Genomic DNA, 14,019 nt, shown 5'->3' with positions numbered 1-14,019 from the left:
ATCCCTATAATTGCCGCGTTTGACGCTCCGGCGTCGTCCTTCCTTAACATCCAGGTTAATCAGGTCGCTAAATTTATGACTGATAAGTCTCATCAATGCGTCATTATAGGCATCGCCGGCGCATCGGCTTCAGGTAAAAGTCTAATTGCCAGTACGCTTTATCGCGAACTGCGTGAACAAGTAGGTGATGAGCATATCGGCGTCATTCCCGAAGACAGCTATTACAAAGATCAATCCCATCTGTCGATGGAAGAGCGCGTCAAAACCAACTATGACCACCCAAATGCAATGGATCACAGCTTGCTGTTCCAGCATTTAGAAGCGCTTAAGAGCGGCCAGGCGATTGAACTGCCCGTTTACAGTTACGTAGAACACACCCGCACCCGGGAAACCATCCGCATCGAGCCGAAAAAGGTCATTATCCTTGAAGGCATCCTGTTGCTGACCGACGCCCGCCTGCGTGAATCCATGAACTTCTCGATTTTCGTCGATACCCCGCTGGATATCTGCCTGATGCGCCGCATCAAGCGTGACGTGAATGAACGCGGCCGTTCGATGGACTCCGTCATGGCGCAATATCAGAAAACGGTCCGCCCGATGTTCCTGCAGTTTATTGAGCCATCCAAACAATACGCCGATATCATCGTGCCGCGCGGGGGGAAAAACCGCATTGCTATTGATATCTTAAAAGCGAAAATCAGCCAGTTTTTTGAATAACCCGCGTGAATTGTGTACCGTTCAGAGATAACCTGGTTTTACCCTGAGCGCTTACCGCCTCAGGGTACGATGCATGAAAGGAGAAAGTGGCATGCGTCTTTGCGATCGCGATATTGAAGCCTGGCTGGATGAAGGCCGTTTGTCTATTACCCCGCGCCCACCCGTTGAGCGTATCAATGGCGTGACCGTTGATGTCCGCCTGGGGAATAAATTCCGCACCTTTAGTGGCCACACTGCGCCGTTCATTGACCTCAGCGGGCCGAAGGACGAAGTCAGCGCCGCGCTCGATCGCGTGATGAGTGACGAAATCGTAATCGACGAGGGCGAAGCTTTTTATCTGCATCCGGGTGAACTGGCCCTGGCGGTGACGTTTGAATCCGTCACCTTACCTCCGGACCTGGTCGGCTGGCTTGATGGTCGTTCTTCGCTGGCGCGACTGGGGCTGATGGTTCACGTGACCGCGCACCGTATCGATCCAGGCTGGTCGGGGCGTATCGTGCTGGAATTCTTCAATGCCGGTAAATTGCCGCTGGCGCTGCGTCCGGGCATGATGATCGGCGCGTTGAGCTTTGAACCGCTGTCAGGCCCGGCAGATCGTCCTTATAACCGTCGGCAGGACGCAAAATATCGCGACCAGCAGGGCGCGGTTGCCAGCCGTATTGATAAAGACTGATCGTTAGTCCATTGAGGATGCCATGAGAAGAGTTCTGACGACGCTGATGATTTTGCTGGTGGTGCTGGTGGCTGGCCTTTCGGCGTTGGTTCTGCTGGTTAACCCCAACGATTTCCGCGCTTACATGGTGCGGCAGGTCGAGGCGCGCAGTGGTTATCAACTGAAGCTTGACGGGCCGCTGCGCTGGCACGTCTGGCCGCAGCTCAGCATTCTCTCTGGCCGCATGTCGCTCACGGCACCGGGGGCGTCCCAGCCGCTGGTGTCCGCAGACAACATGCGCCTCGATGTGGCGCTGATCCCGCTCATTTCCCATCAGCTGCAGGTTAAGCAGGTGATGCTGAAAGGCGCGGTGATTCAGCTCACCCCGCAAACCGAAGCCGTGCGTGATGCCAGTGCGCCGGTTGCGCCGCGCGAAAATACTCTGCCCGATGAACCGTCCGATACCGGCTGGTCCTTTGATATCGGCAAGCTGAAAGTTGCCGACAGCGTGTTGGTTTTCCAGCATGAGCACCAGGAGCAGGTGACCATTCGCAACATCAACCTGCAGATGGAACAGGATGCTCACCATCTTGCGTCGCTGGAATTTAGCGGGCGCGTGAACCGCGATCAGCGCGATTTGACCCTGTCGCTGAATGCTAATGTGAACGCCTCGGACTACCCGCATCAGCTCACGGCCGACATCCAGCAGCTGAACTGGCAGCTGACGGGTGCCGATCTCCCCTCCCAGGGAATAACCGGGCAGGGAACGCTGCAGGCCGTGTGGCGCGAAGAGCAAAAGCAGCTCGAGCTGGATAATCTCAACCTACAGGCAAATGACAGTAGCCTGAAGGGGCAGGCGAGCGTCACGCTCGAAGAGAAGCCGAAGTGGGTGCTGAATCTGCAGTTTGACAAGCTCAATCTGGAAAACCTGCTGCCGCCTCTGCCGGCCAGCGCCACGGACAACGATGCCACCCAGACGGGGCAAAGCCAGGCACCGGCATCACGTCCGGTTATCTCGTCTAATCTCGATCAGCCTGACTATAACGCGCTGCGCGGATTCACGGCGGATATTCTGCTGAAAGCCAATAGCCTGCGCTGGCGCGGCATTGATTTTACCGACGTGAGCAGCCAGATGTTTAACCATAACGGTTTGCTGGTGATCTCCGAACTGAGCGGGAAGATGGGCGCAGGAAACCTCTCGCTGCCCGGCACGCTGGATGTCCGTAAAGACGTTGCCAGCGCCGAATTCCAGCCGCGTCTCGACAACGTTGAGATAGGCACCATCCTGAACGCGTTCAACTATCCGATATCCCTGACGGGGCAGTTGACGCTCGCGGGTGACTTCTCAGGCACGAAAATTGATGCCGATGCTTTCCGCCGCGAGTGGCAGGGGCAGGCGCATCTAGATCTGAAGAATTCCCGTATGGAAGGGCTTAACTTCCAGCAGCTGGTGCAACAGGCGGTTGAGCGCAGCAGCGATGTAAAAGCCCAGGATAACTACGACAGCGCCACGCGCCTCGACAGCTTCACCGCGGACCTGACGCTGGACAACGGACAACTTACTCTCGACGGAATGCAGGGCGCCTCTTCACTTTTATCAATGACCGGTGAAGGTAAGCTGGATCTGGTGAAAGAGACGGCGGACACGCGCTTTAACGTGCGGGTACTTTCCGGCTGGCAGGGTGAAAGCAAGCTCATCGACTTCCTGAAAGAGACGCCGGTCCCGCTGACCGTATACGGCAAATGGCAGGCCCTGAATTACAGCCTGCAGGTGGATCAGATCCTGCGCAAGCATCTGCAGGATGAAGCGAAACGTCGGCTTAGCGGCTGGGCGGATCGTAATAAAGATTCACAGGACGGTAAGGATGTGAAGAAGCTGCTGGATAAGCTTTGATGTCCGTTGCGCCGGGTGGCGTTGCGGCCTGATGCCCTCACCCCGGCCCTCTCCCACGGGAGAGGGCGCAAACACTAAAAACGGCAACCGGGTTGCCGTTTTGTTTTACCTAAACCTCAAAATCCAGCTCTTCCTCATCCCGCAGCGGAATGAGCTGAACCTTTTGCACGCGATGGTTTTCAATCTGCAGCGTTTTGAGCAGATAGTCGCCCACCTGAACCTCTTCTCCCGGCTGCGGGATACGCTGCAAATACTCCATCAGCAGGCCGGCAATCGTGTGATATTCCCGTTTTTCATCCAGCGGCAGCGGCACGTATTGCACCAGGTCTTCCAGCGGCATGTGGCCGTTAGCCGTCCAAGACCCGTCTGCGTTTTTCTGAATGTCATGGCGGGCGTCAATCTCATCCACCTCGTTAGGCAGATTACCGGCAATGGTTTCCATGACGTCGCTGAGCGTGACCAGCCCTTCCACCGAACCAAACTCATCCACCACAAAGGCAAAGTGCGTTCGCGCGTTACGGAATTGCTCAAGGGCGGAAAGCAGCGGTAGCCCCTCAGGGAAGACCAGCGGCTGGCGCACCAGAACGCGCAGGTTGAGCGCCTCGCCGTGAAGCTGCTGCTGGAGCAGGTCAATAACGTACACCACGCCCAGCAGCTCCTCTTCCTCTTCACCGCCGGTCACCACCACGCGGGTGTGCTGGTTTTTATCCAGCAGGGCGCGAATGTGCTCTTCCGGTGCCGTCAGGTCGATATGCTCAATGTCGTGCCGCGAGGTCATGATGCTGCTGACCGTCCGCTGATTCAGATTAAGCACCCGCTCGATCATACGTCGTTCCTGCGGGTCGAAGATCGGCCCGTCGCTGCGATCGGCCAGCATGGCGGAGGATTCGGCATCCAGCTCCGCATCCTCTTTCTTACCGCTTAGCAGGCGCATAACCGTGTCGGCCGTGCGCTGACGCAGGGTCTGATTCGCGGACAGGAAGCGGCGGCGGTTAAATATCGCCAGCTGGTTGAGCGCTTCAATCATGACGGAGAAGCCGATGGCGGCGTACAGGTAGCCTTTCGGAATATGGAAGCCAAAACCATCGGCCACCAGGCTAAAGCCAATCATCAGCAGGAAGCTCAGGCAGAGGATCACGATGGTCGGGTGACTGTTCACAAAGCGGGTCAGCGCCTTGCTGGCCATCACCATCAGCGTGATGGCAATGATCACCGCGGCCATCATCACCGCAAGGTGGTCGACCATCCCGACGGCGGTGATCACCGAGTCGAGGGAGAAGACCGCATCCAGCACCACGATTTGCGCCACCACCGGCCAGAATTTCGCCCCGCGGCGCTGGGTTGGGTTCTCGCTGTCTTTGCCCTCCAGCCGCTCGTTGAGCTCCACCGTGGCTTTGAACAGCAGGAACAACCCGCCGAAGAGCATGATCAGATCGCGGGCGCTAAAACTCAGGCCGTGAACGGAGAACAGAGGCTGAGTTAGCGTCACCAGCCAGGAGATAGAGGCCAGCAGCAGTAAACGCATCACCATCGCCAGCAGCAGACCCGTCACGCGCGCGCGGTCGCGCTGGGAAGGGGGCAGTTTTTCAGCGAGGATGGCGATAAAGACCAGATTATCAATCCCGAGCACCAGCTCGATGACGACCAGCGTAACCAGCCCGGCCCAGATTGAGGGATCGGCAATCCATTCCATAGTAATAGCAATACCTTCTGTTATATGACGAATGTCACACTTCGATCATGGATAAAGCTGGGGGAAATTGCAATGCCGGGCTGAGATTTCTCTTAATACGACGGGTAAAAAAGAGAGCATTCTCAATAGGGTGTAAATAAGCGAAATACGTATATTTAATTACAAGGAATGCATTTTAGGATATATCGCAGGTGATGATTTTTACTCTCATTTTGTCAATATAAAGAAATTCCTAAAAGGTCAAAAATTTGCTCTTAATATTAATCTTAAAAACCGATATTAGGACAGTTGTCTCCTTGCCTGCTATTAGGTTAGCTGCAACAATTCTCCCAGCATCAAATGTTAAATCTCGGTGTTGCTATTAATGTTCGGTCTTCAGGGATGGTTATTCATTATCCGTCGGGTTTCTCAAGCGACTGATATATTTCCAGAAGACCTTACTCAAGAGGGTGTCTATCCATAACACATTGTTTAGTCAGTGGATTGGTAACTGAAAGCCAAGGGCGGTAGCGTGCCTGAAAGCGTGTGAATCAGCCTCGATTATTCTGTCAATAGCCAATGGATGAATAAGCTTTTTTTAGGACTGATGCCAGTTATATTTCTATTTGATTAACTGCATGCTGAAACCCAATACGACTCGAGCTTATTTAAATTGCACAGGATAATTACTCTGCCAAAGTGATAAATAATCAATGATGAAATCCAAAATGAAATTGATGCCATTATTGGTGTCTGTGACCTTGATGAGTGGTTGCACGGTCTTTCCCGGCAGCAATATGTCAACAATGGGTAAGGATGTGATCAAGCAACAGGATGCCGATTTTGATCTCGACAAAATGGTGAATGTTTATCCACTTACGCCTCGTCTGGTCGAACAATTACGTCCACGTCCGAATGTTGCCCAGCCGAATATGTCGCTGGACCAGGAAATTGCGTCCTACCAGTACCGCGTGGGGCCGGGTGACGTGATCAACGTGACCGTCTGGGACCACCCTGAACTGACCACGCCAGCGGGCCAGTACCGTAGCTCAAGCGATACCGGTAACTGGGTGCAGTCAGATGGCACCATGTTCTATCCCTACATTGGTAAAGTCCATGTTGCAGGCAAAACGCTTGCCGAGATCCGTAGTGATATTACCGGCCGCTTAGCGCAGTACATCGCCGATCCGCAGGTGGACGTTAATATCGCCGCATTCCGCTCGCAAAAAGCCTATATCTCCGGCCAGGTGAACAAATCCGGCCAGCAGGCCATCACCAACGTTCCTCTGACCGTACTGGATGCCATCAACGCCGCAGGCGGGTTAACCGACGGCGCCGACTGGCGCAACGTCGTGCTCACCCACAACGGGAAGGAGCAGCGCATTTCGCTGCAGGCGCTGATGCAAAACGGCGATCTGACCCAGAACCGCCTGCTCTATCCGGGCGACATTCTCTACGTGCCGCGCAATGACGATCTGAAAGTCTTCGTGATGGGTGAAGTGAAGAAACAGAGCACCCTCAAAATGGACTTCAGCGGTATGACGCTGACCGAAGCGCTGGGCAATGCTGAGGGTATCGATCTGACGACCTCTAACGCGACCGGTATCTTCGTTATCCGTCCGCTGAAAGGTGAGGGCAGTGCGAAAGGCAAGATTGCCAACATCTACCAGCTGGATATGTCCGATGCGACCTCTCTGGTGATGGCAACGGAGTTCCGTCTCCAGCCATACGATGTGGTGTATGTCACCACCGCGCCGGTTGCCCGCTGGAACCGTCTGATCAACCAGTTGCTGCCAACCATCAGTGGCGTTCGCTACATGACGGATACGGCGCGCGACATTCATACCTGGTAATCCGCGATGTTTAACAAAATTCTGGTGGTATGCGTGGGGAACATTTGCCGTTCCCCTACGGCTGAACGGTTGTTGAAACACTACCAGCCCGAACTGACCGTTGATTCGGCAGGGCTGGGTGCACTGGTCGGTAAAGGTGCCGATGAACGCGCAACGAGCGTGGCGCGGGATCATCACCTCTCTCTCGACGGCCACGTGGCCCGCCAGGTCACTGGCCGCATGTGCCGGGAGTATGACCTGATCCTGACGATGGAAAAACGCCATATTCATGCGCTGTGCGATATCGCTCCGGAGATGCGCGGCAAGGTGATGCTGTTTGGTCACTGGGACAATGAACGTGAAATCCCCGATCCGTATCGCAAAAGCCATGAGGCCTTTGAGGCGGTTTACACCTTACTTGACCAGTCTGCCCAACAGTGGGCGCAGGCACTGAAAGTTCAGCAGGGATAACAATGACAGAAAAAACAAGACCTTCTGCCGCCCCGACTTCGGGCAGTGATGAAATTGATATTGGGCGCCTGGTCGGCACTGTTGTAGAGGCAAAGTGGTGGGTGCTTGGCATTACCGCCGTGTTCGCCGCGGCGGCCGTCGTCTATACGCTGTTCGCCACCCCTATCTACAGCGCCGATGCGCTGGTGCAGATCGAGCAGAATACCGGCAACTCGCTGGTGCAGGACATTGGTTCCGCGCTGGCGAACAAGCCGCCGGCATCCGACGCCGAAATTCAGCTCATCCAGTCACGCCTGGTGCTGGGTAAAACGGTTCACGACCTCGGGCTCGATATCTCCGTCACCAAAAATACCTTCCCAGTCTTTGGTGCCGGCTGGGATCGGCTGATGGGGCGCAACAACGACACGGTGAAAGTCACTGACTTCGTGCTGCCGAAAGGGGCGGCCGATCAGACGTTTACCCTGACGGTGCTAGGCCCGAAACAGTACCAGCTAACCAGCGACGCAGGTTTTAGCGCCCGCGGCGAAGTGGGGCAGATGTTGACCAAAGACGGCGTCAGCATGATGGTCAGCGCCATCAACGCTCAGGAGGGCGGCGAATTCACCGTCACCAAATTCTCCACCCTGGGGATGATCAACAATCTGCAAAACAACCTGACCGTCACTGAAAACGGAAAGGACACCGGCGTGCTGAGCATGACCTTTACTGGTGAAGATAAGGATCAAATCCGCGACATCCTGAACAGCATTACCCGCAACTATCTTGAGCAGAACGTTGAGCGTAAGTCGGCGGAAGCGGCGAAAAGCCTGGCTTTCCTCGCGAAACAGCTCCCGGAAGTGCGCGCCCATCTGGATGATGCCGAGAACAAGCTGAACGCCTATCGTCAGGATAAAGACTCCGTTGACCTGCCGCTGGAGGCGAAATCGGTCCTCGATTCGATGGTCAACATTGATGCGCAGCTCAACGAGCTGACCTTCAAAGAGGCGGAGATTTCCAAGCTTTATACCAAACGTCACCCGGCCTACCGCACGCTGCTGGAGAAACGCCGTACCCTGGAAGAAGAGAAGGCGAAGCTCAATGACCGTGTGACCGCGATGCCGAAAACGCAGCAGGAGATCGTGCGTCTGACACGCGACGTGGAGTCCGGACAGCAGGTTTACATGCAGCTGCTGAACAAGCAGCAGGAGCTGAAAATCACCGAAGCCAGTACCGTCGGTGACGTACGCATCGTCGACCCGGCCATTACCCAGCCTGGCGTGCTGAAGCCGAAGAAAGCGCTGATTATTCTCGGCAGCATTATTCTCGGCCTGATGCTCTCCATCGTCGGCGTGCTGCTGCGTTCCCTGTTCAACCGCGGTATCGAAAGCCCGCAGGTGCTGGAAGAGAGCGGTATCAACGTCTATGCCAGCATTCCGCTGTCCGAGTGGCAAAAATCCCGCGACAGCGTCAAAACCATCAAGGGCGTCAAGCGTTACAAACAGAGCCAGCTTCTGGCGGTGGGTAACCCGACCGACCTCGCCATCGAAGCGATCCGTAGCCTGCGTACCAGTCTGCACTTCGCCATGATGCAGGCCAAAAACAACGTCCTGATGTTAACCGGCGTGAGCCCGTCAATCGGTAAAACCTTCGTCTGCGCCAACCTGGCGGCGGTGGTCAGCCAGACCAACAAGCGCGTGCTGCTGATCGACTGCGATATGCGTAAGGGCTACACCCACGAACTGCTGGGCACCAACAACGTGAACGGTCTGTCGGAAATCCTGCTCGGCAAAGGTGACATCAGCCAGAGCGCGAAACCCACAACGGTGCCGAAATTTGACCTGATCCCACGCGGTCAGGTACCGCCTAACCCGTCCGAGCTGCTGATGAGCGAACGCTTCACCCAGCTGATCGAGTGGGCGAGCAAAAACTACGACCTGGTGCTGATCGATACGCCGCCAATTCTGGCCGTAACCGACGCAGCGGTTGTTGGCCGCCACGCTGGCACCACGCTGATGGTGGCGCGTTACGCGGTGAACACCCTGAAAGAGGTGGAAACCAGCCTGAGCCGCTTCGAGCAGAACGGGATTGAGGTGAAAGGGGTGATCCTGAACTCCATCTTCCGCCGCGCGACCGGGTACCAGGATTACGGTTATTACGAGTACGAATATAAATCTGACAGCAAATAAAAATCCCCCTCACCCTAACCCTCTCCCCAGAGGGGAGAGCAACTTTCTCCCTCTCCCTCCGGGAGAGGGGCGGGGTGAGGGATAAGGGGAAGACCATGACCACACAACGCCCTTTAGTTTCAATCTATATGCCGACATGGAATCGTCAGCAGCTGGCGATCCGCGCAATCAAGTCGGTGTTACGTCAGGATTACGATAACTGGGAGCTGATCATCGTTGATGACTGCTCTTCCTCGTATGAACAGCTGCAAAAGTTTGTGACTGACCTCAACGACCCGCGGGTGGTCTATACGCATAACGCCATTAACTCCGGCGCGTGCGCGGTGCGTAATCAGGCGATTATGCAGGCCAAAGGGCAGTTTCTGACCGGGATCGACGACGATGACGAATGGACGCCGAACCGCCTGTCTATCTTCCTGTCGCATAAAGAACAGCTGGTCACGCACGCTTTCCTGTATGCCAACGACTATGTTTGCCAGGGCGAGGTTTATTCGCAGCCCGCGAGTCTGCCGCTGTACCCGAAATCGCCGTATTCTCGCCGCCTGTTCTACAAGCGCAACATTATTGGTAACCAGGTCTTCACCTGGGCGTGGCGCTTCAAAGAGTGCCTGTTCGATACCGAACTTAAGGCCGCGCAGGATTACGATATCTTCCTGCGCATGGTGGTGGAGTATGGCGAGCCGTGGAAAGTGGAAGAGGCCACCCAGATCCTGCACATCAACCACGGGGAGATGCAAATCACCTCCTCGCCGAAGAAGTTCTCCGGCTACTTCCATTTTTACCGCAAGCACAAGGACAAGTTTGACCGTGCCAGCCGTAAATATCAGCTCTTTACCCTCTATCAGATCCGCAATAAGCGCATGAACTGGCGCACGCTGCTGACGCTGCTGTCCGTGCGTAACGGCAAGCGCCTGGCTGACGGGCTTCGGGGGAAATAATGTTTCTGGAAGATTGCCGCGCTAACAGCTGGAGCCTGCGTCCGTGCTGCATGGTTCTGGCGTACCGCATCGCGCACTTTTGCTCTGTGTGGCGCAAGAAAAACGTGCTGAACAATATCTGGGCGGCGCCCGTGCTGGTGCTGTACCGCATCATCACCGAATGCTTTTTTGGCTATGAAATTCAGGCCGCTGCGACCATTGGCCGCCGCTTTACCATCCATCACGGCTATGCGGTGGTGATCAACAAGTTTGTGGTCGCCGGCGATGATTTCACCATTCGTCATGCGGTCACCATTGGCAACCGCGGGCCTGACAGCCTGGCCTGCCCGGTCATCGGCAATAACGTCGAGCTGGGGGCGAACGTGGTGATCGTCGGTGACATTACGATTGGTAATAACGTCACGATTGGTGCTGGCAGCGTGGTGCTGGACAGCATTCCGGATAACGCGCTGGTGGTGGGAGAAAAAGCCCGCGTGAAGGTGATTAAATGAACATTCTGCAATTTAACGTACGCCTCGCAGAAGGCGGAGCGGCAGGCGTGGCGCTGGATCTGCACCAGCGCGCGCTGCAAAAAGGACTTCAGTCTCGGTTTATTTACGGCTACGGCAAAGGCGGCAAGAAAAGCGTCAGCCACGATAACTTCCCTCAGGTGCACAAGCACACGCCGCGTCTGACCTCGATGGCCAACATTGCGCTGTTCCGTCTGTTTAACCGCGACCTGTTTGGCAACCTGAACACGCTGTATCGCACGGTTACCCGCACCGCGGGCCCGGTTGTGCTGCATTTTCACGTGCTGCACAGCTACTGGCTGAATCTGGAAGAGGTGGTGGCGTTTTGCCAGAAGGTGCAGGCCCACAAGCCCGACACCCGCTTTGTCTGGACGCTGCACGATCACTGGAGCGTGACCGGACGCTGCGCGTTTACCGACGGCTGCGAAGGCTGGAAAGATAACTGCCAGAAGTGCCCGACGTTAAGCAACTACCCGCCGGTGAAGGTGGATCGCGCGCATCAGCTGGTGGCCGGAAAGCGTCAGCTGTTCCGCGACATGCTCTCGCTCGGCTGTACGTTTATCTCTCCGAGCCAGCACGTGGCCGATGCCTTCAACAGCCTGTACGGGGCAGGGCGCTGTCAGATTATCAACAACGGCATCGACGTGGCGACGGAAGCCATTCTTGCCGAGCTGACCCCGGTGGCGGAAACCGCGGGCAAACCGAAAATCGCTATCGTTGCGCATGACCTGCGTTACGACGGTAAAACCAACCAGCAGCTGGTGCGCGACATGATGGCGCTGGGTGACAAGATAGAGCTTCACACCTTCGGCAAGTTTTCGCCGTTCGAAGGGGCCAACGTGGTGAACCACGGGTTTGAAACCGACAAGCGCAAGCTGATGAGCGCGCTGAATGAAATGGACGCGCTGGTGTTCAGCTCCCGCGTGGATAACTACCCGCTGATCCTCTGCGAGGCGCTCTCTATCGGCGTGCCGGTGATCGCCACCCACAGCGATGCGGCGCGCGAAGTGCTGGAAAAGTCCGGCGGGAAAACCTTCACGGAGCAGGAGGTCCTGCCGCTGGTACAGCTGCCGAAGGCGCAGATTGCTGAGATCGTTTTTGGCACGGACCTGGAATCGTTCCGCAACCGCAGCCGCAAGGCCTACAGTGGACAACAGATGCTGGAGGAATATGTCTCGTTCTATCAGAATCTGTAGTTATCTGCTGCTGCCGCTGATCTACCTGCTGGTCAACGTCAAAATTGCCCAGCTCGGCGAAAGCTTCCCGATAACCATCGTAACCTTCCTGCCCGTTCTGCTTCTGCTGTATGTCGATAAAATCAACCTCAAGAAGCTGATGATTGCCTTAGGGCTGGGCACGGGCCTGACGCTGTTTAACTACATCTTTGGCCAGTCGCTGGATGCAAGTAAATACGTCACCTCGACCATGCTGTTTGTTTATATTGTCATTATTATCGGAATGGTCTGGAGTATTCGGTTTAAAACTATTTCTCCGCACAATTATCGGAAAATCCTTAGGTTCTTTTATATTGCCGTAGCGTTAATTGTTATGCTTGCCGCGCTGGAGATGGCGCAAATTATTCTGACCGGCGGCAGCAGCCTGATGGAGATAATTTCGAAATATCTCATTTACAGTAACAGCTATGTATTGAACTTCATCAAGTTTGGCGGGAAGCGTACTACGGCCCTCTATTTTGAACCGGCGTTTTTCGCTCTGGCGTTAATCTCAATTTGGCTCAGCATCAAACAGTTTGGTATCAAAACGCCTAAGACCGATGCTATGATTCTTGCAGGAATTGTTCTGTCTGGATCGTTCTCAGGCGTAATGACATTTATCCTGTTTTACCTGCTGGAGTGGGCGTTCCAGTACCTGAACAAAGATGCGATTAAGAAAAAACTGCCGCTGGCGATTATCTCCCTGACGGTATTTATGGTAGGCGTGATATTTGCCTTCCCGTACATCTCAGAACGTCTGGGAGATTTGGGAACGGAAGGGTCTTCATCCTATTATCGCATCATTGGGCCACTGGTGATGGTGGGTTATTCCTTAACCCATATTGATGGGGTAGTAAGATTCGGCTCACTTTACGAATATGTTGCATCATTCGGAATCTTTAACGGTGCGGATGTCGGTAAAACCATAGACAATGGTCTGTATCTGTTAATTATTTATTTTTCGTGGTTTGCCGTACTGTTGACCCTGTGGTATCTGTTTAAAGTTTTCAAAATGATGATTAACGCGTTTGGTGATAACCAGAACTTTCGCGTTCAGCTTTATCTGTTTACTCCGGTGTCGCTGTTTTTTACCGGGTCAATATTTAGCCCGGAATATGCTTTCTTGATTGTCTGTCCGTTTATTCTGCGCAAGGCGCTTAATATTACGAACGTATGACGAAATGAGGTGATTTATGTTTCTTAGCGTCATTACTGTCGCTTTTCGTAATTACGAAGGGGTGGTAAAAACCTGGCGCTCGCTGCGCAACCTGGCGCGCGATCCAAGCCTCACCTTTGAGTGGATTGTGGTCGATGGCGGCTCGAACGATGGCACGGCGGAGTTTCTGGAAAAACTCAACGGTGAGTTCAACTTACGCTACATCAGCGAGAAAGATAAAGGCATCTACGATGCGATGAATAAAGGCATCAACATGGCGCAAGGCCGTTATGCCATCTTCCTGAACTCGGGCGACATTTTCCATGATGACGTGGCGCTGTTTGCCCGTCAGCTGGCTCGCCAGAAAGAGGACGCCATGTATATTGGCGATGCGCTGCTCGATTTTGGCGACGGACATAAAGTGTGCCGCAGCGCGAAGCCAGGCTGGTATATCTACCACAGCCTGCCGGCCAGCCATCAGGCCATTTTCTTCCCGGTAAAAGGTCTGAAAAAACAGCCTTACGATTTGCAGTATAAAGTGTCTTCCGATTATGCGCTGGCAGCCAGCCTGTATAAATCAGGTTACCCGTTCCGTCGAATTAAAGGGCTGGTGTCTGAATTTTCCATGGGCGGCGTGTCAACGTCTAATAATCTGGAATTGTGCCAGGATGCCAAAAACGTGCAGCGTAAAATATTACGCGTGCCGGGGTTCTGGGCGGAATTATCTTATTTATTACGCCTGCGTACCACAGGCAAAACGAAAACCTTATATAACAAAGCCTGAATATAAGGAAACGAA

12 protein-coding genes are annotated in these 14,019 nt (G+C 54.5%); 11 read left to right on the top strand and 1 reads right to left on the bottom strand.

The features are described from left to right. Nucleotides 1-75 precede the first annotated feature (75 nt). The 3 genes from udk (at nucleotide 76) to asmA (ending at nucleotide 3,263) form a co-directional block, all read left to right on the top strand. The gene (gene udk / locus HB664_RS17720) at nucleotides 76-717 is read left to right on the top strand and encodes a uridine kinase (protein ID WP_033145985.1); all 642 of its coding nucleotides are present in this window, start codon (nucleotides 76-78) and stop codon (nucleotides 715-717) included. 91 nt (nucleotides 718-808) lie between these two features. After that, nucleotides 809-1,390: a dCTP deaminase gene (gene dcd / locus HB664_RS17715; protein ID WP_023312408.1), complete on the top strand. Its 582-nt coding sequence runs from the start codon at nucleotides 809-811 to the stop codon at nucleotides 1,388-1,390. A 22-nt stretch (nucleotides 1,391-1,412) separates the two neighbouring features. Beyond that, entirely contained in the window at nucleotides 1,413-3,263 is a 1,851-nt protein-coding gene (gene asmA, locus HB664_RS17710; RefSeq protein WP_193139653.1) for an outer membrane assembly protein AsmA, read from the top strand. A gap of 109 nt (nucleotides 3,264-3,372) precedes the next feature. Here asmA and HB664_RS17705 read toward each other — a convergent pair whose 3' ends face one another. Next, nucleotides 3,373-4,956, bottom strand: a complete 1,584-nt coding sequence (locus tag HB664_RS17705; protein WP_219939907.1) for a TerC family protein — start codon at nucleotides 4,954-4,956, stop codon at nucleotides 3,373-3,375. A gap of 692 nt (nucleotides 4,957-5,648) precedes the next feature. Between HB664_RS17705 and HB664_RS17700 the strand changes: the two genes are divergently transcribed. From HB664_RS17700 to wcaE, 8 genes are all read left to right on the top strand, one after another. Then, on the top strand, nucleotides 5,649-6,788 hold the full coding sequence (locus tag HB664_RS17700) for a polysaccharide export protein (RefSeq protein WP_014170829.1): 1,140 nt from the start codon (nucleotides 5,649-5,651) through the stop codon (nucleotides 6,786-6,788). Nucleotides 6,789-6,794: 6 nt separating this feature from the next. Further along, nucleotides 6,795-7,238 (top strand): low molecular weight protein-tyrosine-phosphatase Wzb, encoded by a 444-nt coding sequence (gene wzb, locus HB664_RS17695; protein WP_023312405.1) that lies wholly within the window; start codon nucleotides 6,795-6,797, stop codon nucleotides 7,236-7,238. A gap of 2 nt (nucleotides 7,239-7,240) precedes the next feature. Next, nucleotides 7,241-9,403 (top strand): tyrosine-protein kinase Wzc, encoded by a 2,163-nt coding sequence (wzc, locus tag HB664_RS17690; protein ID WP_217071541.1) that lies wholly within the window; start codon nucleotides 7,241-7,243, stop codon nucleotides 9,401-9,403. Between the two features lie 95 nt (nucleotides 9,404-9,498). Then, a complete protein-coding gene (gene wcaA, locus HB664_RS17685) occupies nucleotides 9,499-10,341 on the top strand; it encodes a colanic acid biosynthesis glycosyltransferase WcaA (protein WP_182072683.1) in 843 nt (280 codons plus the stop codon). Next, on the top strand, nucleotides 10,341-10,832 hold the full coding sequence (wcaB, locus tag HB664_RS17680; protein WP_032642828.1) for a colanic acid biosynthesis acetyltransferase WcaB: 492 nt from the start codon (nucleotides 10,341-10,343) through the stop codon (nucleotides 10,830-10,832). Before wcaA ends, wcaB begins: the two co-directional genes overlap by 1 nt. Further along, on the top strand, nucleotides 10,829-12,046 hold the full coding sequence (gene wcaC, locus HB664_RS17675) for a colanic acid biosynthesis glycosyltransferase WcaC (RefSeq protein ID WP_219939906.1): 1,218 nt from the start codon (nucleotides 10,829-10,831) through the stop codon (nucleotides 12,044-12,046). Before wcaB ends, wcaC begins: the two co-directional genes overlap by 4 nt. After that, on the top strand, nucleotides 12,021-13,241 hold the full coding sequence (gene wcaD, locus HB664_RS17670; protein ID WP_029742034.1) for a colanic acid polymerase WcaD: 1,221 nt from the start codon (nucleotides 12,021-12,023) through the stop codon (nucleotides 13,239-13,241). Before wcaC ends, wcaD begins: the two co-directional genes overlap by 26 nt. 16 nt (nucleotides 13,242-13,257) lie before the next feature. Continuing rightward, nucleotides 13,258-14,004, top strand: coding sequence for a colanic acid biosynthesis glycosyltransferase WcaE (gene wcaE, locus HB664_RS17665; protein WP_039263104.1), 747 nt, complete (start codon nucleotides 13,258-13,260; stop codon nucleotides 14,002-14,004). Nucleotides 14,005-14,019 lie beyond the last annotated feature (15 nt).

The organism is Enterobacter sp. DNB-S2 (assembly GCF_019443845.1).
GTDB classification, from domain to species: Bacteria; Pseudomonadota; Gammaproteobacteria; order Enterobacterales; family Enterobacteriaceae; genus Enterobacter; species Enterobacter asburiae_B.
Note: the sequence above shows the minus strand (reverse complement) of the source record. Positions and strands in the feature narration are given on the sequence as shown.